Source organism: Pseudocitrobacter cyperus (assembly GCF_039889165.1).
In the GTDB taxonomy this organism is placed as follows: Bacteria; Pseudomonadota; Gammaproteobacteria; order Enterobacterales; family Enterobacteriaceae; genus Pseudocitrobacter; species Pseudocitrobacter cyperus.
In genome coordinates this window covers 1,275,926-1,296,547 of the sequence record NZ_JAYMYY010000001.1, presented here as the reverse complement: position 1 = coordinate 1,296,547, position 20,622 = coordinate 1,275,926, and the positions used below count along the sequence as shown (strand labels likewise).

The following is a 20,622-nucleotide window of genomic DNA, read 5'->3' as shown; positions in this document are numbered from 1 at the left end:
GTATAAACCGATCCGAAAATTAACAAAACCCCTGGAGAAGCCAATGGCTAACCCTTCACGCTGGACAATGTCGCAAGTCACCGCTCTTTTTGAAAAACCACTTCTTGATTTGCTGTTCGAAGCGCAGCAGATCCATCGCCAGCATTTTGACCCGCGTCAGGTGCAGGTCAGCACGCTGTTGTCGATAAAAACCGGCGCCTGCCCGGAAGATTGTAAATATTGCCCGCAAAGCTCGCGCTATAAAACCGGGCTGGAGAGCGAGCGCCTGATGGAAGTGGAGCAAGTGCTGGAATCGGCACGCAAAGCGAAGCTCGCAGGATCGACCCGTTTCTGCATGGGGGCGGCATGGAAAAACCCGCACGAGCGCGATATGCCCTACCTGGAACAGATGGTGCAGGGCGTGAAGGAGATGGGGCTCGAGGCGTGTATGACGCTTGGCACCCTTTCCGATACCCAGGCGCAGCGCCTGGCTTCAGCGGGGCTGGATTACTACAACCATAACCTTGATACCTCACCGGAGTTTTACGGCAATATCATCACCACCCGCAGCTATCAGGAACGTCTTGATACGCTGGGCAAAGTGCGTGATGCCGGGATCAAAGTATGCTCTGGCGGGATCGTTGGCCTGGGTGAAACAGTGACCGACCGCGCCGGTTTGTTGCTGCAACTGGCAAACCTGCCGACGCCGCCGGAAAGCGTGCCTATCAACATGCTGGTGAAAGTGAAAGGGACGCCGCTGGCGGATAACGAGGATGTGGACGCGTTTGATTTTATCCGCACCATCGCCGTCGCGCGCATCATGATGCCGACCTCTCATGTGCGCCTCTCCGCCGGGCGTGAGCAGATGAACGAACAGACTCAGGCGATGTGCTTTATGGCCGGGGCGAACTCGATTTTCTACGGCTGCAAGTTGCTGACCACGCCAAACCCGGAAGAGGATAAAGATCTGCAACTGTTCCGCAAACTGGGGCTGAACCCACAGCAAACGACCGTTACCGTTGGGGATAACGAACAGCAGCAGCGTCTGGAGCAGGCACTGATGACGCCGGATACCGAGGATTATTACAACGCGGCGGCGGTATGAGCTGGCAGCAACGCATTGACAATGCTTTAACCCAACGGCGTGAGGCGGATGCCCTTCGCCGTCGCCAGCCGCTTGCCCGCGGTGCCGGGCGCTGGCTGGAGTGCGATGGTCAACGCTATCGCAACTTTTCCAGCAACGACTATCTCGGCATGAGCCAGCATCCCGCCGTGATCCGCGCCTGGCAGCAGGGCGCGGAACAGTACGGCGTCGGCAGTGGCGGATCTGGTCATGTGACCGGATTTAGCCATGCGCATCGCGATTTAGAAACGGATCTGGCGCAGTGGCTGGGCTATCCCCGGGCGCTGCTGTTTATTTCCGGATTCGCCGCCAACCAGGCGGTGATCGCTGCGTTGATGGGTGAAAAAGACCGCATTATTGCCGACCGCCTGAGCCATGCCTCACTGCTGGAAGCCGCAGCGCTGAGTCCGGCGGCGCTGCGCCGTTTTCAGCATAACGACACCCCGCATCTGTCGCGCCTGCTGGCGGCGTCAGTTGAGGGGTTGCAACTGGTGGTCACTGAAGGCGTATTCAGCATGGACGGCGACAACGCGCCGCTGGCGGACGTGGCTGAAGCGACGGCCCAGGCCGGTGCATGGCTGATGGTTGATGATGCGCACGGAATTGGCGTGAACGGCGAACAGGGGCGGGGAAGCTGCTGGCAGCAGGCGGTTCGTCCTGAAGTGCTGGTGGTGACTTTTGGCAAAGCGTTTGGCCTGAGCGGGGCGGCGGTATTGTGCAGCGAGTCAGTAGCAGATTATCTGCTTCAGTTCGCCCGGCATCTGATTTACAGCACCGCTATGCCTCCGGCGCAGGCTGTGGCGTTGCGGGCATCGCTGGCGGTGATCCGCAGCGACGACGGCGATGAACGGCGCGGGAAACTGGCGCAGCATATCGCCCATTTCCGCGAGGGGGCGCAGGGGCTGGATTATCAGCTTACGGCCTCAGAAAGCGCCATTCAGCCGCTGATCGTCGGTAAAAATGCGCCAACGCTGGCGCTGGCGGCAACGCTGCGCCAGCGAGGTTGCTGGGTTACGGCGATTCGCCCGCCGACCGTACCCGCCGGAACGGCGCGTTTGCGCTTAACGCTTACGGCGGCGCACGAGCGTGAGGATATCGAAAATCTGCTGGAGGTGCTGCATGGCGTCCGTGAATAAGCAGGCGGTTGCGGCGGCATTTGGTCGCGCGGCGGCTCACTATCATCAGTTCAATGAACTGCAGCGCCAGAGCGCTGCGCATCTGCGTGAGCAAATCACCACGCAGGCCTTTGCGCGTGTGCTGGATGCGGGCTGTGGCCCGGGCGGGTACAGCCGCTACTGGCGCGAACAGGGCTGCGAGGTTACGGCGCTGGATCTTTCAGCAGAGATGCTAAGCCAGGCGCGGCAGCAGCAGGCGGCGCACCACTATTTGCTTGCCGATATCGAAGCTATCCCGTTACCCGATGCCGGGTTTGACCTGGTGTGGAGCAACCTCGCGGTGCAATGGTGCAGCGATATTCATATCGCACTTGCGGAGCTATACCGCCAGCTTCGTCCGGGCGGCGTACTGGCGTTTACCACGCTGACTGCGGGCTCATTGCCGGAGCTGAATCAGGCCTGGAAGGCCGTGGATAGCCACCCGCATGCCAACCGTTTTTTACCTGAGGCGACGCTGAGAGGCGCGCTGGCAAAGTGGCAGCATCGTTGTACGCTCACCACCTTAACGCTGCCTTTTCCCGATGCGTTAAGCGCGATGCGCTCCCTCAAGGGGATTGGCGCGACTCATCTACACGAAGGGCGGGCGCGTGAGCCGTTAACCCGCAGTAAGCTGCAGCAACTGCAACTGGCGTGGCCGAAAGAGCAGGGGCAATGCCCGCTGACGTACCATCTTTTTTCAGGAGTAATCACACGTGATTGAACGTTATTTTGTCACTGGCACTGATACGGAAGTGGGCAAAACGGTTGCCAGCAGCGCGTTGCTACAGGCGGCAGGCGCGCTGGGGCGTCAGGCAGCAGGTTATAAACCGGTGGCCTCCGGGAGTGAAATGACCCCTGAGGGGTTGCGTAACAGCGACGCGCTGGCGCTTCAGCGCAACAGCGTGATACCGCTCGGCTATGCGCAGGTGAACCCCTACACCTTCGCCGAACCCACTTCGCCGCATATTATCAGCGAGGTTGAACAACGCCCGATTGAGGCCGACGTGCTGTCGGCAGGGTTGCGCGAGCTTGAGAAACAGGCGGACTGGGTATTGGTGGAAGGGGCTGGCGGCTGGTATACACCGCTCTCACCGCATTTGACGTTTGCAGATTGGGTGGTGCGGGAACAACTTCCGGTGATCCTGGTGGTGGGAATGAAGCTTGGCTGCATCAACCACGCGCTCCTGACGGTACAGGCCATTGAGCAGGCAGGCTTACGCCTTGCAGGCTGGATTGCGAATGATGTGCAACAGCCCGGCAAACGTCACCAGCCTTACCTGGCAACGCTGCAACGGATGATTCATGCGCCGATGCTTGGTGAGATCCCCTGGCTTGGCGAGGCGTGGTCGGAACAGGGGTTGGGGGATTATCTCGACCTTAGTGCTCTGCATCAGGCGTCATCCACGCTCTAATCAACTGTTCATCAAGTTCAGCCACGTCTCCCTGAGCTACGTTTCTGCCGTGATGCAACAGGCAGAAACGGTCGGCTACCCGCTGGATAAACGACAACTGCTGTTCCGCGAGCAGGATAGTCAAACCAATTTCCCGGTTCAGGCGTAACAGCAACTCCCCAAGTCGGTGCATGAAAGCGTGGCCAACGCCGCGTGTCGGTTCATCAAGGATCAGCAACCGTGGCCGCGTCACCATGGCGCAGGCCAGCGCCAGTTGATAGCGGTCATCTTCCGTTAATGCGGAACCTTTTAGTTGCCTGAGAGCATACAGAGAAGGAAACAGTGAATAGATCTCCGGATCGACCGTCCCACCGGTCTCACCTGCCGCTTTAAGCGCAATCAGCAGGTTCTCCTCGACGCTCAGTTGAGAAAAGATGCGCTTATCCTGCGGTACGTAGCCAATCCCAAGCGTCGTGCGCCGCAGCGGGGAGAGGGGCATTAAATCACAAGGGGGCGAGCCAGTTTGCTGCCAAATCATGCTGCCGCTTTCGATAGGTTGATGTCCGGTAATGCAATTCACCAGCGTGGTTTTACCCGTCCCGGGAAGGCCGATTAAGCAGGTACACTCCCCGGAAGATAGTTCGAGGTCGATGTTCCAGAGCGTGTGCTGATTACCATAAAAGTGATTCACTGCGTGCAAACTCAACATCGTGTTCTCCTCGGCAAAAGACAGGACGACACAATGAATTTGCAATTATCTTGCCAGAGAGAGTGATTTTTTTGCGGGGAGCCGTTTTTTAAGAATAAGCCTAAAAAACGACCTCAAAAAGAAGGAGTAAGCGATGCAATCGGCGGGGCAGCAACAACCGTTTTCGTGCAAAAAAGATACAGATTTGTGAAGCCCGTCACGCGAAAAGCTGATGATGATTTTCGCTGATAAAAATCAAAAATTAGCGATAAAAAATTTTTACCCCCCCGATTTTCCCCCTCAGGTGAAAACGCCCGAGTGACAGGGGATAGGGGCTCCAGACAGTTATCCACCATTCCTGTGGATAACCTTGTGTATTAGAGTTAGAAAACATGCGGAAGGCGAGAGAATACGCGGCTTGCCACTAAATTGATGCGAAACGCGGCTCTCCCCTGTTTTTCTTTATTATCAATAAGATGAATAAAAGCAATGCCTGGGCTGGAAGCGTGGTTCACTGACACAAAAGTTTAATTACGCATATTGACAAATGTTAAAACAGAAAAAGTTCTGGGGATAACCTTGTCGGGGTGGTGTTTTATCTTGTTCGCGCACAAATTTCAGCCACTCTTCGCCATGCGAGAGCGGCGTATCAGCAATACCATAATGCGCCACTGTTTTTTTATCCAGTATTTTTTATTGGCAAAATGAGCAGCGGAGAGTAGAATTAATCACCTGCCCGCTCAACCCGTCATCAGGTAGCTTTGTTCATGAGTAAACCGTTCAAATTGCACTCCGCATTTCGTCCATCAGGCGATCAGCCAGGGGCCATTGCTCGCCTGAAAGAGGGGCTGGAAGATGGTCTGGCGCACCAAACCCTGCTGGGCGTGACTGGCTCAGGGAAAACCTTCACCGTGGCGAACGTAATAGCCGATTTACAACGCCCGACGATGGTGCTGGCGCCAAACAAAACGCTTGCGGCGCAGCTTTATGGCGAAATGAAAGAGTTTTTCCCGGAAAACGCCGTCGAATTTTTTGTCTCCTACTATGATTACTATCAGCCTGAAGCTTACGTTCCCAGCTCAGACACATTCATTGAGAAAGACGCGTCGGTGAACGAACACATCGAACAGATGCGACTCTCCGCGACTAAAGCGCTGCTTGAACGTCGTGATGTGGTGGTGGTGGCTTCCGTATCGGCTATTTACGGCCTGGGCGACCCCGATCTCTACCTGAAAATGATGTTGCACCTGACGGTCGGGATGATCATTGACCAGCGGGCTATCCTGCGTCGTCTGGCCGAGCTGCAGTATGCCCGAAACGATCAGGCTTTCCAGCGCGGCACTTTCCGCGTGCGTGGCGAGGTTATCGATATCTTCCCCGCGGAATCGGACGACCTGGCGCTGCGCGTCGAGTTGTTTGATGAAGAGGTAGAGCGTCTGTCGCTGTTTGACCCGCTGACGGGTCACATCGATTCCACCATCCAGCGCTTTACCATTTACCCTAAAACGCACTACGTTACGCCGCGCGAGCGTATTGTGCAGGCGATGGAAGAGATCAAAGACGAACTGGCCGATCGCCGCAAGGTGCTACTGGAGAACAATAAACTGCTCGAAGAGCAGCGTATTAGCCAGCGGACGCAGTTTGATCTCGAAATGATGAATGAATTGGGTTACTGCTCGGGTATAGAAAACTACTCGCGTTATCTCTCCGGGCGCGGGCCAGGCGAGCCGCCGCCGACGCTGTTTGACTACCTGCCAGCCGATGGCCTGCTGGTGGTGGATGAATCCCACGTCACCATCCCACAAATCGGCGGGATGTACCGTGGCGACCGGGCACGTAAAGAGACGCTGGTTGAGTACGGTTTTCGTCTGCCTTCAGCGCTGGATAACCGCCCGCTGAAGTTTGAAGAGTTTGAAGCACTCGCTCCGCAAACCATTTATGTGTCTGCCACTCCGGGCAACTATGAACTGGAGAAATCCGGTGACGAGGTTATTGACCAGGTGGTGCGTCCTACCGGCCTGCTCGATCCCGTGATTGAAGTGCGTCCGGTGGCCACTCAGGTGGATGATCTGCTGTCAGAAATTCGTCAGCGCGCTGCTATCAATGAACGTGTACTGGTGACGACGTTAACCAAGCGTATGGCAGAAGATCTCACCGAATATCTCGAAGAACATGGTGAGCGGGTGCGCTACCTGCACTCGGATATCGATACCGTCGAGCGTATGGAAATCATTCGCGATTTACGCCTGGGCGAGTTTGATGTGCTGGTTGGGATCAACCTTTTACGTGAAGGGCTGGATATGCCGGAGGTATCGCTGGTGGCTATCCTTGATGCCGACAAAGAAGGCTTCCTGCGTTCCGAACGTTCGCTCATTCAGACCATTGGTCGTGCCGCGCGTAACATTAACGGTAAAGCCATTCTTTACGGCGATAAAATCACGCCGTCGATGGCGAAAGCGATCGGTGAAACGGAGCGTCGTCGTGAGAAGCAGCAGCGTTATAACGAAGAGAACGGTATTGTTCCGCAGGGCCTGAACAAGAAAGTGGTCGACATTCTGGCGCTGGGCGAGGGAATGGCGAAGACGAAAGGGAAAGGGCGCGGGAAATCACGAACGGCGGCGCAAATTGTCGAGGCGGATCAGCTATTGACGCCGAAAGCATTGCAGCAGCAAATTCAGACGCTGGAGGCGCAAATGTTGCAGCATGCGCAGAATCTGGAGTTTGAAGAGGCGGCGCAGATCCGTGACAAGTTGCACCAGCTACGCGAACTGTTTATCGCGGCATCTTAATTCCGGAATATTCAAAATGAGGCTGGTATCACATAGCGTAATACCAGCCTTAATGTTTGCTTAATCTCTGACAGAGATACTATCCGCGTCAACAAGAGGATAGCGTCATGTCTAATCTTACCCTACAGCAATCTTTCACCCTGTTACTTTCCGGGGCGATTATCGTCAGCTTTCTCTGCCACTGGGCGCTGACGTTCTGAACGTGTTTTCTGGTTCGCGGGCGTGAAGGCAATCCACGCCCGGGTGCCTTTCCGGTCTTCCCTGTTTTGCAGATAAAACGCCGCTTCGTGGAGCTGCGCGATGCGGGTAACAATGCTTAACCCGAGGCCAATCCCGCCATAGCGGCTATCCATGCGCACAAACGCCTGGCTAAGCTCACCGACTTTGGACTCATCAATACCAGGCCCTTCATCTTCGACAAACAGCATTGGCGTAGGCGAAGCAGCAACGGAAAGGGTGATGGTCGAATGTGTCGGGCTGTAGCGGCAGGCATTTTCCACCAGGTTGCGAACCATCACGCGAATCAACGTGGCATCACCCGCGACGGTGACGGTGGGCTGATGGTCGGCTATTGCGAGCGTTTGCTCCCTTCCTTTCAGCATGGTTTCCAGTTCATCTTTCAGTGGGGAAATGACGTCTTCCATCAGTTCGACACGCTGATAGCTCCCGGCTGAAAACGACTGTCCCACTCGCGCCAGTTGTAGTAACTGCGCCACGCTATTGGTCATTTGATCCAGACGTTGAAGCAGTGGCGCGACATCAATCGCGTGGGCTTTCTCAATCAGTTCCAGATGAAGACGTAAACCGGCCAGCGGCGTGCGGAGCTCATGAGCGACGTCAGCAGTAAACAGGCGTTCCCTGTCAAGGGTTTGTGTCAGCCGGGCAACCAACAGGTTGATGGCTGAGATAACGGCATCCACTTCCAGCACGGTTTTTTCGAGGTGAATGGGTTGCAGATTATCCGGGGTACGCGCATCAAGCTCCTTTTGCAGGTCAGAGAGCGGACGCGTAATGCGCTTTACCGCTTTCATGCAGACAAATAGCGCCAGACCAATAATCACCAGGCTTGGCACCAGCAGGCTGGCGACGGCTTCGCGCACCTCATGCTGGATATGTTTGGCGTTATTGTGTCCCTGAATGATACTGGCCACTTCCAGGTCTATTTGCTCTTTGCTCTCATGCCAGAGCCAGAAAACGCTAATAACCTGAAAAATCACCAGAATAATGCCGACGGTCAACAGAAGTTGATGACGCATCGGCCATTTACGAATGACGGAAAGTGGCATAGGTTATTCCGTTGCCTCACTGTTATCCAGTTGATAGCCAAATCCCCGGACGGTGCGAATACGGGTCTTACCGACTTTGTCACGCAGATTGTGAATATGCACTTCCAGGGTATTGGTCGATGGCTCGTTATCCCAGTTGTAAATATCGTTGTAGAGGATTTCACGATGTACCGGGCTGCCGGCTTTTTGCATTAAACGCGAGAGCAGGGCGAACTCTTTTGGCGTCAGTTCCAGCAACTGCTCGTTCAACCAGACCTGACGGCGGGTAAGGTTAAGCCGTAAATTTGCTACCGTGACTTCGTTCTCACCCTGATTATAGTGGCGGCGTAGTAACGCGCGAATGCGGGCGTTGAGTTCTTCCAGAGCAAAAGGTTTGATCAGATAATCGTCCGCGCCGGTATCCAGGCCGCTGATGCGGTCATCCACCGTGTCACGCGCGGTCAATATCAATACAGGCAGGCTACATTTTTGCTGGCGCAAACGCGCCAGGAAATGGAGGCCATCTTCATCAGGTAGCCCCAAATCCAGCACCATTAAGCTATACAGCCCCGATTGCAGACTAAGCTCCGCCTGATGTGCTGTTGTCACTCCATCACATGCGTGTCCTTCGCTCTGCATCGCCAGAATAAGCCCCTGGAGTAGCAGGGCATCATCTTCAACGACTAAAATTTTCATTGCGTTACCCTCTGCAAGTCGAAAGTATGTCATCCGTTGGACGATACTCGCTGGTTTCTACGCCCAGTATACCTAACATCGTAGAAAACAGATTATCCTGCGAATAATCGTTTTGCGTCGCCTGTTTCTTCAGACAATCATAATTAACACCATAGCGTTTTTTATAATCATCTGAGAGCCAAAGCAGCATAGGCACATGTTTTTGCGTTTCGGGCGCAATCGAATAGGGTAAGCCATGCAAATAAATACCGTTTTCCCCTAATGATTCACCGTGATCGGAAAGATAAACCAGGCTGGTGGTAAATTTATCCTGCTTTGATTGCAGCAATTTAATTGCTTTGTCAACGATATAGTCGACGTATAACACCGTGTTGTCGTAGGTATTTACCAGTTGCTCCTGTGAACATGACTGAATTTCATTCGTGTCGCAGGTCGGTGTAAATCGACGAAACGCCGGTGGATAACGGTTGTAATAGGTTGGGCCGTGGCTGCCAATAGTATGCAGCACAATCAGACCATCGCTGTTTAATTGATCAATCTCTTTTTCCAGATCGTGGAACAGAACTTCATCGTAGCACTCCCCATTTATACACTGGCCGGGGAGATTGAGTACGGTCATGTCTTTATGCGGAACGCGTTCACAGACGCCTTTACAGCCGCCATCATTTTCATTCCATTGCACATGAATCCCTGCGCGCTGGACGATATCCAGCAACCCTTCCTGATGATGGGCTAGCTGATCATCGTAATGCGCGCGCGGCATATTAGAAAACATGCACGGAACGGATACCGCGGTGGCGGTACCGCAAGACGCAGTTTTCGGTAAATAAATCACGTTGTCCTGCGCAAGCCGCGGATTTGTCTCGCGTGAATATCCGCCGAGCGAGAAGTTTTCCGCGCGTGATGTTTCACCGACGATAAGAATAGTCAGGTTCTTACGCGGCTCGTTTTTCATTACCGCTTTCTGTTTTGCATCTTCGCCAATATGCACCAGCGGAAGGTTATCCATTTTGTTGTGCACGTACCAGGAGTTAATCGCCGTAATACTGTTAGAGGGATTCAATGACTTCACTAACTCTTTATTATTACGAAACAGAGAAGCGTAATCTTTATAAAACAGAAGGGCGACAACGGCTATCAACAAAATGGAAGCCAAAATTGCGCCGGCGCGTAACCCTGCCTCGCGCCACTTGCGAGTGGCTGGTTTGATTTTTATCCACCACGCCAGGGCGACAAACAGTACTGCGGTAAATAACAGCGTGAGGATCATCTTGCCAGACATCAGTGCAAAACTTTCTGCAGGTGTCGTATCGAGAATATTGGTAATCATTGACCGGTCGATAATCACACCGAAGGTCAAAATAAAATATTGTGCCGATGCGCTGAGTAAAATAAACAGCGTCGCCAGCACCTTTTCCAGACGCAGAAAAGAGGCCAGCGTCAGACAAAACAGCATCACTGAAAAAGCAACCAGCGGCATGGTGAAGAACACCAGTGCGTTATGAAGGGTGTTTACCGGTAAAAGAGCCCAGGCCTGACGATAAAAGGCCACGTTTAACGCCAGTGCGATATAGAGCGCGAAAAACAGAATATAGGTTAAACGGCTAACGGTGGGGCGATAGCGTAAGCAGGACAACATAGCAATGTTCCGGGTAACGATGATGGCAGCTATGTTGCCGGGTGTTTTTTAAGACAACCTTAAGATCTTAAGGAAAGCTAACCTAACGCCTGCAGGGCTTTTTCCAGCGCGTCATGCAGAAGCTGACGGTCATGACGGTAACGGATGTCGCTGGCTTCCAGCGGTTCCTGAATGACAACGCGGCTGCCAATACCGGAGGTATCCACTTTTGGCCCAACGACCACGGCGTCAATGACCGATCTGCCGACATAGTTTTCCAGAATTTCCAGCTTTTTCGTCAGCGTCAGGCTGGCGGCGGCCGGGCTTAATTCCCGACCCAAATTGCCAATATAGACCATTGGCGCGGGCGTGCGGCGCAGTGCCTGAGCGACATCGCTCAATAACAGTGCGGGTAGCAGGCTGGTATAAAAACTCCCCGGGCCAATCAAAATCAGATCGGCTTCGCCAATCGCCTGCACCGCTTCGCGCGTGGCGGAAACGGAAGGTGACAGCATTAACTCCTGCGGCGGTAGCGGCAACTGGTCGATATTCACTTCCCCGTAGACTTCATTGCCTTCCTGATCGATAGCCATTAAATCGACGGGTTGTTCCGACATTGGAATTAATGAGGCCTCTACTTTTAGCAGATTTCTGATTAAGTTAATCGCCTCTAAAGGCCGTACACTCAGGTGGTCCAGCGCTTTTAACATCAGATTTCCGAGGTTATGCCCGGAAAGTTCGCCATTACCGCCAAAACGATACTCAAACATGGCTGACGCCACGCTGGGTTCGGTGATCAACTGATTAATACAGTTACGCATGTCTCCCCAGGCAATACCGCCTTCCGAGCGGCGAATACGCCCGGTTGAACCGCCGTTATCGGTAGTGGTAACGATACCCGTTAAACGAGAGCCGAGAGAGGAGAGTGAAGACATCACTCGCCCTAATCCATGTCCACCACCAAGGGCGACGACGCGATCGAGATCGGCCAGAGTGCGATTGCGCATACAGCTTCCTTATATCAAAACATCTGCCTACATTAGCTTAACTACTCCCAAAAGACGATGCCGCATCCCGGGCAAAATGACGTATATCAATGCAAAAACGTGATTTATGCGTATTCTGTACGGAAAATGCAGGATTAAGTCGCTATATAACAATTTATATACCGAAATCGAAAATGGCGAAAGATGCCATCTCGCGCTACTATCGGCATTACCACCTTCAGCAATGCTGAAGAAAACACTCTAGCCTCTGCGCCTAAGTTGAAAGATAGGGCGTTTTGGCCGTGATGCTCCAGGCTTTAGCAAGCATCACCAGGGCGAAGGAAGAAATGACCTCGCCTCCCATATTTGGAAAGGTGTCTATGGCTTCACAATTGACTGACGCGTTCGCGCGCCGATTCTACTATCTGCGTTTATCGATAACGGATGTGTGTAACTTCCGTTGCACCTATTGCCTGCCCGACGGCTACAAGCCGGGCAACGTCACCAATAACGGCTTTTTATCGCTCGATGAAGTGCGGCGGGTTACTCGTGCTTTTTCCGCGCTGGGCACGGAAAAGGTGCGCCTCACCGGCGGGGAGCCGTCGCTGCGTCGCGATTTCACCGACATCATTGCAGCAGTAAAAGAGAACGCGGCCATCAAGCAAATCGCCGTCACGACTAACGGTTATCGAATGGCGCGCGATGTTGCCGCCTGGCGTGACGCGGGCCTTACGGCACTAAACGTCAGCGTCGACAGCCTCGATGCACGTCAGTTTCATGCGATAACGGGTCAGGACAAATTCCGCCAGGTAATGGATGGCATCGACGCCGCCTTCACCGCGGGCTTTGAAAAAGTGAAGGTCAACACTGTGCTGATGCGCGACGTGAACCATCACCAGCTCGACACCTTTCTGGCGTGGATCAAACCGCGCCGCATTCAACTCCGCTTTATCGAACTGATGGAAACCGGCGACGGTAGCGAACTGTTCCGTAAACACCATATCTCTGGCATGGTGCTGCGTGACGAACTCCTGAAACGCGGATGGATCCACCAGATTCGCCAGCGTAGCGATGGCCCGGCGCAGGTCTTTTGTCACCCCGATTACGAAGGGGAAATCGGCTTAATCATGCCGTATGAAAAAGATTTTTGCGCCACTTGCAACCGTCTGCGCGTCTCTTCCGTGGGAAAACTGCATTTGTGCCTCTTCGGCGACGGCGGTGTAGAACTTCGTGACCTGTTAGCAGCAGATGCCCAGCAGGAAGAACTGGAAGCGCGCATTGCACAGGCGTTAACCCATAAGAAGCAGACCCACTTTCTGCACCAGGGCAACACCGGGATCACCCAGAATCTGTCCTGGATTGGTGGTTAATTCGTTTTCAAGGAGTATCAAATGAGTCAGGCGAGCACTGAATTTTTCCCGACCCGTATCGCAATTCTTACTATTTCCAGCCGTCGCGGCGAAGAGGATGATACCTCCGGCCACTATCTGCGCGACTCAGCGCAGGAGGCGGGTCACACCGTCGTCGATAAAGCGATTGTAAAAGAGAACCGCTACGCCATTCGTGCCAAAGTCTCTGAGTGGATCGCGCGTGATGATGTGCAGGTGGTACTGATTAACGGTGGTACCGGCCTCACCGATGGCGATCAGGCGCCGGAAGCGCTGCTCCCGCTGTTTGACCGTGAAATCGAAGGTTTCGGTGAAGTGTTCCGTATGCTCTCGTTTGAAGAGATTGGCACTGCGACGCTGCAATCGCGCGCCGTTGCCGGAATCGCTAACCGGACGCTAATTTTCGCCATGCCGGGTTCGACGAAAGCCTGCCGAACCGCGTGGGAAAATATCATCGCGGCGCAGCTCGATTCCCGCACCCGTCCTTGTAACTTCTACCCTCATTTGAAGAAATAAACGATGTCGCAACTGACCCATATCAACGCCGCGGGCGAAGCGCATATGGTGGATGTTTCCGCCAAAGCTGAAACCGTCCGCGAAGCTCGTGCGGAAGCCTTTGTCACCATGCTGCCGGAAACGTTGTCGATGATTATCGACGGTAGTCACCACAAAGGGGACGTTTTCGCCACCGCCCGTATCGCGGGTATTCAGGCTGCTAAACGCACCTGGGATCTTATCCCGCTGTGTCATCCGCTGATGCTCAGCAAAGTGGAAGTGAATCTTCAGGCTGACCCGGAGCATAACCGTGTGCGGATCGAAACGCTCTGCCGTCTGACCGGTAAAACTGGCGTCGAGATGGAAGCGCTGACGGCGGCATCGGTGGCGGCGCTGACGATTTACGATATGTGCAAAGCGGTACAAAAAGATATGGTCATTGGCCCGGTACGTCTGCTGGCGAAAAGCGGCGGGAAATCGGGCGATTTCAGGGTGGATTGTGATGATTAAGGTTCTGTTTTTTGCGCAGGTGCGTGAGCTGGTCGGCACGGATGCGCTTCAGCTTCCGGCAGATTTCGCAACGGTAGAAGCCATTCGCCAACATCTGGCGGCGCAGGAAGGGCGCTGGTCGCTGGCGCTGGAAGAGGGCAAACTGCTGGCGGCGGTCAATCAAACGCTGGTGAGTTTTGACACCCCGGTTGCTGATGGCGATGAGGTGGCATTTTTCCCACCGGTAACGGGGGGCTGATGATGAGCGAAACCTGCATTCGCGTCAGTCATGACGCATTTAACGTGGGCGACGAATATGACTGGCTGGCCGGGCGCGATGAAGATGGCGCGGTGGTCACCTTTATCGGCAAGGTGCGTAACCATAACCTGGGCGATAGCGTAAAAGCGCTGACCCTGGAGCACTATCCGGGAATGACCGAAAAAGCGCTGGCGGAAATTGTCGAAGAAGCGCGTGGCCGCTGGCCGCTGGGGCGTGTGACGGTTATCCATCGCATCGGCGAACTCTGGCCGGGCGACGAAATTGTCTTTGTTGGTGTGACCGGTACGCATCGTGGCAGTGGTTTTGAAGCAACAGAGTTCATCATGGATTATCTGAAGACCCGCGCGCCTTTCTGGAAGCGCGAAGCCACGCCGGAAGGCGACCGCTGGGTGGATGCCCGCGACAGTGACAAGCAGGCGGCAGGGCGCTGGTACAATAGCTGATGGCGCTTCGCTTATCCGACCTACGCCTCGCATGTACCCGTAGGTTGGATTAAGCATTCACCCCACGCAACACGTCTGTTTACTCTCCTTCGATGCACACCGGCTTCATTTGCGATATCCTTAAGATATTCCTTATATCTTCAGGAGATCGTCATGGACAGATACCCTCGTTCTGATTCAATCGTACAGGCTCGCTCCGGGCTACAAACCTATATGGCGCAGGTCTATGGCTGGATGACCTGCGGCTTGCTGCTGACGGCATTTATCGCCTGGTATGCGGCGAACACCCCGGCGGTGATGATGTTTGTCTTCTCCAGCAAAATCACTTTCTTTGGCCTGATCATCGCGCAACTGGCGCTGGTCTTTGTGCTCTCCGGCATGGTGCAACGCCTGAGCGCCGGTGTCGCCACCACGCTGTTTATGCTCTATTCGGCGCTCACCGGGTTGACGCTTTCCAGTATTTTCATCGTCTACACCTACTCCTCTATCGCCAGCACCTTTGTAGTGAGCGGCGGGATGTTTGGCATCATGAGCCTGTACGGCTACACCACCAAACGTGACCTCAGCGGCCTGGGGAATATGCTGTTTATGGCGCTGATCGGCATCATTCTGGCATCACTGGTTAACTTCTGGCTGAAAAGCACCGCACTGATGTGGGCGGTGACCTATATCGGCGTCGTGGTGTTCGTCGGCCTGACCGCGTATGACACGCAAAAGCTGAAAAATATCGGCGAGCAGATTGATGTACGTGATACTTCAAGCCTGCGCAAAACCGCCATTCTTGGCGCGTTAACGCTGTATCTCGATTTCATCAACCTGTTCCTGATGCTGCTGCGGATATTTGGCAACCGTCGTTAACGGTCAATCACGCAAAAATCCCGGACTGGTTCCGGGATTTTTTTTATCCTCAATGCGATATCACAGGCTCTCTTTTTATCATCACATCCCCCCTCATTGCGCCATCACTTATCTATTTCAAAAGACACCGGCGATGATATTAAATCATCCCACCTCATCTCTTTACCTGAACACTATATTCTTTATTCCTTTACTTATAACGTTAATACCCATGGTGCTAATACATGATGTTTGAAATTATTAACTTTAAAAAGGAATGGAAAAATGCAATTAGATTTCGCTGTTAAATTTAGCGACGACGTATGGTATCCAACGGTGGATATTACTGGCTTTAAATCCAGAACCGGTATCAACGTTGATGTGAAAGAAAAAATGGTACTGACGTTTACCGCACCGGGGAAAATAACTGAAGGTGATATTACGGTTTCCACTAACCCGTGGCGTGAAATTAAGCTGGCGCTTGAGTCAAACGAAATTTCAGGCGGCGTCCATGATATTAAACTGACAATTACTGCTGCTGATGGTAGCGCAATTGGCGATGCTATCACGCAAATCCATATGGGCGTTAATGTCGCCTCGGATACGGCGCCAAAATGGCCCAGCTTTAAAGACTCTTTCAATATTGCAGCAGATGAAGAAACCCAGGTTGCGGGTGAACTGGTGGTCATTTGTGCGCAATTCCCGGCAGGCCTCGATAATATTCCGCTGGAACTGGTGCTGATGCGCGGAGATAAAAAAGAGGTACTGCGGCCGAAAGCGGGTATTAATACATTCGCCATCGCCGCCGGAACCTGGAGTGCGACGGCGGCAGAGTTACGAACCGCTGCCGGCACCGTTCGTGCCGGGATAAAATTAAGTGCAGGGGAAGTCACCATCAATGCGGGGAAACGTGCGCAGCTTGATATTTCCTTTGCCCCGGCCGAGCGCAGCACAACGCTGGATATCGCGATTGATTTACCCGCCAGTAATGCGCTGCATAACGAAGTGCTGAACGTGGTTTATCTGGAAAACGGTGTCGAAAAACAGGCACTGATGATGAAAGCGGGCGATAAACAGCGCCTGGAAAATCTGCCGGTGAGCGGCCACTATGCGGTGATTGTCAAAGACATCAGGCTGAATAACGTTCGCTATATCTTCAGTGCGCAAAACGGCGCGCTGAATAACCAGTTCCACGATATTCTTTTTTCTGCCGCAAAAATCCAACAAGCGGATGATACAAAAACCGGCTCCGCAACGTTGACGCTGAAAGTGCAGGCGGAAAAAACCGTTGCCGCAACGTTCGACCTGCGCCTGCTGGGCGATGAGGGGCGTCAGTACCTTTTTGCCGGGCTACCGATGCAGTCCGGAAACCGTATGCAAACCATCACGCTGGCGCAGGGCATTTACCAGGTTCAGTCTGACGTGGTGATTTGTGATGGGGTGTTGCACTATGTCGATGCCGCTTCTGAGACAATCCAGGTCGACAGCAACTCTCAACAAACGCTGGAGATCACACTGACGCAAGGCGCGAATCTTCATGTTAAAGGCTTCCCCGACTTCCTGAGCTTTGGCGGTTGCGCCGATATGCAGCCGAGCAACGTTGACGACCTGGCAGAAGCGCGCGTTTCGTCGCTGTTCAAATACTCAGGTGATGACGGAATGGGCGACGCCTCCGGCTATCTTGACCCGGCAAAAGAGCCGACACTGAAAATTATCGAGATGGCGCGTAACGTCAGTGCAAAAACGCAGGAAAGCGTGTTGCCGGTGATGGTCTCCTACACCTGTAACCTGTCGCTGGGCGATGTTGAGAATATCATTGACGATCCGGTGCGCCATAAATTCAGCTTCGCCAACTTCATTCAGGCGTTGCAGATGGCCCAGTCGATGAAAGACGATGCGCATCCGGTACCTGCGGGCTTTATCGTCAACCCGGACTACCTGGGCGAATGTCAGAAGTATGGTTTCTCGCCGGATTATCCGATTCCGGTACGCCTGCCGATGGCGGAAGCACTGGCGCATCACGGCGTCCATATCGCAGTCCCGGCGGGCATTACCGATACCCTGAAGGGATATATCAAAGGTGTTAACTGGCTGGTTCGCGCCGTTGCGCCGGACGTCTCGCTCGGCTGGCAGCTTAATCTGTGGAGCGTCGGCGGGTCACAGTGGGTCTACAGTGATTTTTCCTACGATGACGTCTTTGATCCTGTTGCTGGAGTGAAGAAAAAAATGACGATAGATCCTGAACTGGCAGGCAAACTCTGTGCCCGGTATGCGCTGCTGGTTGGTGTGTTTGAGGATACTGAATTTACTCGTCAGGATGGTTCAAAAGCCATCGCGAAGGGCGCGGACTTTATGGCGGTCGACCGTTATGAAGCGGATGATTTTACCTCCCGCTCCTACAAAAATGGCTACTGCTACTCGCCATATGAGTGGGATCGCACATTTGATTTCTGCGCCTCGCTCAGCCGCCACCTGCGTCAGCCTGTGCTGCCGTGGCAGATGCCGGCAAGCCGCCTGGCGACAGTCAGTGAAGAGGTCGGCGATCTCGATCAGCAGTTCTGGGGAACCGGCGGCAGCTATTTGATGGGGCATCCGGAAATCGGCGACGATATTACGGCTATCAACAGCCGCCTGCTGAATACGGAATTTCTCGACGTCCATGCGAAGATGATGGGGCGTAACGCGAAGGAGCTGTTCGAGCGTCACCCGTGCGACTTCTCTGCGCCGAAGTATTACGACTTCCCGTCACGCGGTATTTTCCACGTGCAGGTAGGCGGCGGCGCGACCACCGGCGTGGTGAGCGGTGTTAACCGCGACAGCAGCCGCTGGATGCGGGCGAAGCTGAAAGCGTACCGTGACAATCCGGTAAGGTTTAAAAAGTAATTCATCTTTGCAGGCCGGATAAGTGTGGCGCCATCCACGAGGATGCGCGCGCACATTCTGTACTCTATTATTTCTCGTTCCCGGACATGTTCCGGGATTTTTTTCGGAATTTATAAAGGGGAAATACGCACGATATAACCAGCATGCAAAAATTTTGGTTGTCAGATTATACCTGATCACAGGGATGTCTTTTAAGGGACGGCTGGCACATGAATATGTTCTCTTCCATACGGCTGAATCAGGTTCGCGCTGCACCTGCGACGATGATGATCCGCATCTGGCTTTTTACCGCACTCGCGATGGGGCTGACGATTGTTGTGGCGTGGCTGGCGCTTTTATCGGGTGTGGTAAATGTCGAAAATCATCCCGGGATATTTATGTGCAACCTTATTCTCATCTTCCTGATTTCCTTCTGGCTCGATTTGCGGTGGGATAAATTCAGCACGCTTCTGGCGAGTCTGATTGGGCTGGTATTGATTGTTTTGGTTGGCACAGCGCTATCGGCGTTCTTTTCCATACTGGCGATTGCCACGGTATTTGGCATCCTGGTTGCGATATTTGTACTTAGCGCGACCCTTAGCCTGCTATTGGGATGGAATCCCGGTTCCCGATGGTTGATATTACTGATGGCGGTGAGCGGGGTACTTCTCGCTGTAATAATCAATAGCCTTATGGAGAGCACATTCTCTGTATGGGCCATGAGTATCCTGGCTGCGCTGGCCTGGCCCTCCGCGGTATTATTTAAGCTTGATGTTTTAAGTGAGCTCTCTCGTAAACTGTATGCTGGCGAATTTTCGACTCTACCGCGCTGTATGGTACTGGGGGGCGTAATCATCTATTTAAGCGTGCTCAGCCAGTTTTGCCAACTGTTAATGTTCTTGCTCGAAGTTTTGTTCCGAACGGGAATGGGGATGCTGGGATGGTAATAATGGGCTCATCATTAACTAATCTGGCGATGCGCAGAGTCGATACCCTCTCACTGTCGTTGATTCACGGCACAAGCGATGATGGACAAGAGGCCTGCGAGTCGTACATTTATCTTAACCAGGTGAATACGGGGATCATTGTTCCGGTTTGTTGGTTGGAAGTGGCCGTTTTGCTTGAGGATGGCCGATATTTACTACTGGCAACCGATGAAAACCCCTTTGAACAAACGCTGGAAATATTGCTGATAGATCTTCAGGAAGGCGTGCAGGAGCGCGTTGGGTTATTCCTTATTTATCATGACGGTTTGCTAAAAAATGTTTGCGTTTATGATTCCTGCCTGGCGTTTAGCTATTTCAATACTGAAATATGGCGGCTAAGCGTGTCACAGAAAAAACGATGCAGTTTTCCTTTCCGGGGATGGTTGGCAATGGGAGGCGCTGCTTTTCGGTTTCATCGTTATTTGCATATTATGCAGGTAAGTCGCGATAGCCGGGGTGATATTCATGATTGTGGAAATGTTTAAGGAAGGCGCTTCTTTCGAACAACGAATCGATGAGATTAACGCAATATTGTTACTTATTCAGACAAATCTAAAGGAAAGACATCCCGAGATTACCCTGCCTGCGGAGCAATGGTGCTATGTACTTTTGCCGGGGAGGATAGGGGGAGAACAATGGGATAATCTCATTGCGGCGGGCTATTGCTGTCTTAATCACCCCGAAGGTTATCAATTTGCGATCGTGCTGTCGGCAGAAGAGTTATTTTCTAAGGTTATAATTTCTACATTATCTATACAAAATGATTTTTACTACTTAATTGCATTTGCTTCAACACTACCATCAAATGAAGGAAAGTTATTGCAATGGATTGATAGGGTGTTAAATAATATGCTCAGTGATGAATTGCCACCTTTTGAGCTTCTGATATTCGAGTGTGGTACTTTGTTGCTGAATGGTTAATCACAATGGCAGTCTCGGAAACATAGTGGATTTTAAAATAAAGGCGAGTGATTACTATGCGAATATCGAAAGATGATTTTGTTGAATATAATGGCTTTACATTTATTGAAGCGAAAGTGAATAAAATTGCCCATTCTATAGAACGCTATCCAGGTGCGAACAAAACCACACAGTGCCGCAACTGCATGCTGGAAATATTACTCTATTTGATTGCTTGTAATAATTATAGTAA

Annotated in this window: 20 protein-coding genes and 1 riboswitch; of the genes, 15 read left to right on the top strand and 5 right to left on the bottom strand. The window is 52.9% G+C overall.

All coding sequences use genetic code 11. The features are described 5' to 3' along the window. Window positions 1-43: 43 nt before the first annotated feature. Genes bioB through bioD form a run of 4 tightly spaced genes read left to right on the top strand, consistent with a single transcriptional unit; the run spans window position 44 to window position 3,668 of the window. A complete protein-coding gene (bioB, locus tag VSR74_RS06345) occupies window positions 44-1,084 on the top strand; it encodes a biotin synthase BioB (RefSeq protein ID WP_347793912.1) in 1,041 nt (346 codons plus the stop codon). Then, the gene (gene bioF, locus VSR74_RS06340) at window positions 1,081-2,238 is read left to right on the top strand and encodes an 8-amino-7-oxononanoate synthase (RefSeq protein ID WP_347793911.1); all 1,158 of its coding nucleotides are present in this window, start codon (window positions 1,081-1,083) and stop codon (window positions 2,236-2,238) included. Before bioB ends, bioF begins: the two co-directional genes overlap by 4 nt. Beyond that, a complete protein-coding gene (gene bioC, locus VSR74_RS06335) occupies window positions 2,222-2,977 on the top strand; it encodes a malonyl-ACP O-methyltransferase BioC (protein ID WP_347793910.1) in 756 nt (251 codons plus the stop codon). The genes bioF and bioC overlap by 17 nt, the downstream gene beginning before the upstream one ends. Continuing rightward, complete coding sequence (bioD, locus tag VSR74_RS06330) at window positions 2,970-3,668, top strand: dethiobiotin synthase (protein WP_347793909.1); 699 nt, start codon at window positions 2,970-2,972, stop codon at window positions 3,666-3,668. Before bioC ends, bioD begins: the two co-directional genes overlap by 8 nt. Here the strand turns inward: bioD and VSR74_RS06325 are convergent. Beyond that, complete coding sequence (locus VSR74_RS06325) at window positions 3,634-4,356, bottom strand: ABC transporter ATP-binding protein (RefSeq protein ID WP_347793908.1); 723 nt, start codon at window positions 4,354-4,356, stop codon at window positions 3,634-3,636. The two genes, bioD and VSR74_RS06325, sit on opposite strands and share 35 nt — an antisense overlap. A 746-nt stretch (window positions 4,357-5,102) precedes the next feature. On the opposite strand from VSR74_RS06325, the gene uvrB reads away from it, so the two are divergent. Further along, window positions 5,103-7,124, top strand: coding sequence for an excinuclease ABC subunit UvrB (gene uvrB, locus VSR74_RS06320; protein WP_347793907.1), 2,022 nt, complete (start codon window positions 5,103-5,105; stop codon window positions 7,122-7,124). 143 nt (window positions 7,125-7,267) lie between these two features. On the opposite strand, the gene pmrB is transcribed toward uvrB, so the two are convergent. From pmrB to yvcK, 4 genes are all read right to left on the bottom strand, one after another. After that, complete coding sequence (gene pmrB, locus VSR74_RS06315) at window positions 7,268-8,410, bottom strand: two-component system sensor histidine kinase PmrB (RefSeq protein WP_347793906.1); 1,143 nt, start codon at window positions 8,408-8,410, stop codon at window positions 7,268-7,270. A 3-nt stretch (window positions 8,411-8,413) separates the two neighbouring features. After that, window positions 8,414-9,085, bottom strand: a complete 672-nt coding sequence (gene pmrA, locus VSR74_RS06310; RefSeq protein ID WP_347793905.1) for a two-component system response regulator PmrA — start codon at window positions 9,083-9,085, stop codon at window positions 8,414-8,416. 4 nt (window positions 9,086-9,089) lie between these two features. After that, on the bottom strand, window positions 9,090-10,724 hold the full coding sequence (eptA, locus tag VSR74_RS06305) for a phosphoethanolamine transferase EptA (protein ID WP_347793904.1): 1,635 nt from the start codon (window positions 10,722-10,724) through the stop codon (window positions 9,090-9,092). Window positions 10,725-10,801: 77 nt separating this feature from the next. Further along, the gene (gene yvcK, locus VSR74_RS06300) at window positions 10,802-11,710 is read right to left on the bottom strand and encodes a uridine diphosphate-N-acetylglucosamine-binding protein YvcK (RefSeq protein WP_347793903.1); all 909 of its coding nucleotides are present in this window, start codon (window positions 11,708-11,710) and stop codon (window positions 10,802-10,804) included. A 224-nt stretch (window positions 11,711-11,934) separates the two neighbouring features. Next, window positions 11,935-12,082, top strand: a riboswitch (molybdenum cofactor riboswitch). On the opposite strand from yvcK, the gene moaA reads away from it, so the two are divergent. The 10 genes from moaA to VSR74_RS06250 all read left to right on the top strand — a co-directional run bounded on the left by moaA (window position 12,070) and on the right by VSR74_RS06250 (window position 20,390). Then, on the top strand, window positions 12,070-13,059 hold the full coding sequence (gene moaA / locus VSR74_RS06295) for a GTP 3',8-cyclase MoaA (RefSeq protein WP_347793902.1): 990 nt from the start codon (window positions 12,070-12,072) through the stop codon (window positions 13,057-13,059). It overlaps the preceding riboswitch by 13 nt. A 21-nt stretch (window positions 13,060-13,080) precedes the next feature. After that, a complete protein-coding gene (moaB, locus tag VSR74_RS06290; protein WP_347793901.1) occupies window positions 13,081-13,593 on the top strand; it encodes a molybdenum cofactor biosynthesis protein B in 513 nt (170 codons plus the stop codon). A gap of 3 nt (window positions 13,594-13,596) precedes the next feature. Further along, window positions 13,597-14,082 (top strand): cyclic pyranopterin monophosphate synthase MoaC, encoded by a 486-nt coding sequence (gene moaC / locus VSR74_RS06285; protein WP_347793900.1) that lies wholly within the window; start codon window positions 13,597-13,599, stop codon window positions 14,080-14,082. Then, complete coding sequence (gene moaD / locus VSR74_RS06280) at window positions 14,075-14,320, top strand: molybdopterin synthase sulfur carrier subunit (RefSeq protein WP_347793899.1); 246 nt, start codon at window positions 14,075-14,077, stop codon at window positions 14,318-14,320. Before moaC ends, moaD begins: the two co-directional genes overlap by 8 nt. A 2-nt stretch (window positions 14,321-14,322) precedes the next feature. After that, complete coding sequence (gene moaE / locus VSR74_RS06275; protein WP_347794363.1) at window positions 14,323-14,784, top strand: molybdopterin synthase catalytic subunit MoaE; 462 nt, start codon at window positions 14,323-14,325, stop codon at window positions 14,782-14,784. Window positions 14,785-14,937: 153 nt separating this feature from the next. Next, window positions 14,938-15,642 (top strand): Bax inhibitor-1/YccA family protein, encoded by a 705-nt coding sequence (locus tag VSR74_RS06270; protein WP_347793898.1) that lies wholly within the window; start codon window positions 14,938-14,940, stop codon window positions 15,640-15,642. A gap of 264 nt (window positions 15,643-15,906) precedes the next feature. Continuing rightward, window positions 15,907-18,504: a hypothetical protein gene (locus VSR74_RS06265; RefSeq protein ID WP_347793897.1), complete on the top strand. Its 2,598-nt coding sequence runs from the start codon at window positions 15,907-15,909 to the stop codon at window positions 18,502-18,504. A gap of 209 nt (window positions 18,505-18,713) precedes the next feature. Beyond that, complete coding sequence (locus tag VSR74_RS06260) at window positions 18,714-19,430, top strand: Bax inhibitor 1 family protein (RefSeq protein WP_347793896.1); 717 nt, start codon at window positions 18,714-18,716, stop codon at window positions 19,428-19,430. Then, complete coding sequence (locus tag VSR74_RS06255; protein WP_347793895.1) at window positions 19,424-19,954, top strand: hypothetical protein; 531 nt, start codon at window positions 19,424-19,426, stop codon at window positions 19,952-19,954. The genes VSR74_RS06260 and VSR74_RS06255 overlap by 7 nt, the downstream gene beginning before the upstream one ends. Continuing rightward, window positions 19,935-20,390 (top strand): hypothetical protein, encoded by a 456-nt coding sequence (locus VSR74_RS06250; RefSeq protein ID WP_347793894.1) that lies wholly within the window; start codon window positions 19,935-19,937, stop codon window positions 20,388-20,390. Before VSR74_RS06255 ends, VSR74_RS06250 begins: the two co-directional genes overlap by 20 nt. The last annotated feature ends 232 nt before the right edge of the window (window positions 20,391-20,622 follow it).

Bases quoted from the DNA above. Each gene is read 5' to 3' on its own strand.
- bioB (WP_347793912.1), top strand. From the start codon at position 44: ATGGCTAACCCTTCACGCTGGACAATGTCGCAAGTCACCGCTCTTTTT.
- bioF (WP_347793911.1), top strand. From the start codon at position 1,081: ATGAGCTGGCAGCAACGCATTGACAATGCTTTAACCCAACGGCGTGAG.
- bioC (WP_347793910.1), top strand. From the start codon at position 2,222: ATGGCGTCCGTGAATAAGCAGGCGGTTGCGGCGGCATTTGGTCGCGCG.
- VSR74_RS06325 (WP_347793908.1), bottom strand. From the start codon at position 4,356: ATGTTGAGTTTGCACGCAGTGAATCACTTTTATGGTAATCAGCACACG.
- uvrB (WP_347793907.1), top strand. From the start codon at position 5,103: ATGAGTAAACCGTTCAAATTGCACTCCGCATTTCGTCCATCAGGCGAT.
- pmrB (WP_347793906.1), bottom strand. From the start codon at position 8,410: ATGCCACTTTCCGTCATTCGTAAATGGCCGATGCGTCATCAACTTCTG.
- pmrA (WP_347793905.1), bottom strand. From the start codon at position 9,085: ATGAAAATTTTAGTCGTTGAAGATGATGCCCTGCTACTCCAGGGGCTT.
- eptA (WP_347793904.1), bottom strand. From the start codon at position 10,724: ATGTTGTCCTGCTTACGCTATCGCCCCACCGTTAGCCGTTTAACCTAT.
- yvcK (WP_347793903.1), bottom strand. From the start codon at position 11,710: ATGCGCAATCGCACTCTGGCCGATCTCGATCGCGTCGTCGCCCTTGGT.
- moaA (WP_347793902.1), top strand. From the start codon at position 12,070: ATGGCTTCACAATTGACTGACGCGTTCGCGCGCCGATTCTACTATCTG.
- moaB (WP_347793901.1), top strand. From the start codon at position 13,081: ATGAGTCAGGCGAGCACTGAATTTTTCCCGACCCGTATCGCAATTCTT.
- moaC (WP_347793900.1), top strand. From the start codon at position 13,597: ATGTCGCAACTGACCCATATCAACGCCGCGGGCGAAGCGCATATGGTG.
- moaD (WP_347793899.1), top strand. From the start codon at position 14,075: ATGATTAAGGTTCTGTTTTTTGCGCAGGTGCGTGAGCTGGTCGGCACG.
- moaE (WP_347794363.1), top strand. From the start codon at position 14,323: ATGAGCGAAACCTGCATTCGCGTCAGTCATGACGCATTTAACGTGGGC.
- VSR74_RS06270 (WP_347793898.1), top strand. From the start codon at position 14,938: ATGGACAGATACCCTCGTTCTGATTCAATCGTACAGGCTCGCTCCGGG.
- VSR74_RS06265 (WP_347793897.1), top strand. From the start codon at position 15,907: ATGCAATTAGATTTCGCTGTTAAATTTAGCGACGACGTATGGTATCCA.
- VSR74_RS06260 (WP_347793896.1), top strand. From the start codon at position 18,714: ATGAATATGTTCTCTTCCATACGGCTGAATCAGGTTCGCGCTGCACCT.
- VSR74_RS06255 (WP_347793895.1), top strand. From the start codon at position 19,424: ATGGTAATAATGGGCTCATCATTAACTAATCTGGCGATGCGCAGAGTC.
- VSR74_RS06250 (WP_347793894.1), top strand. From the start codon at position 19,935: ATGATTGTGGAAATGTTTAAGGAAGGCGCTTCTTTCGAACAACGAATC.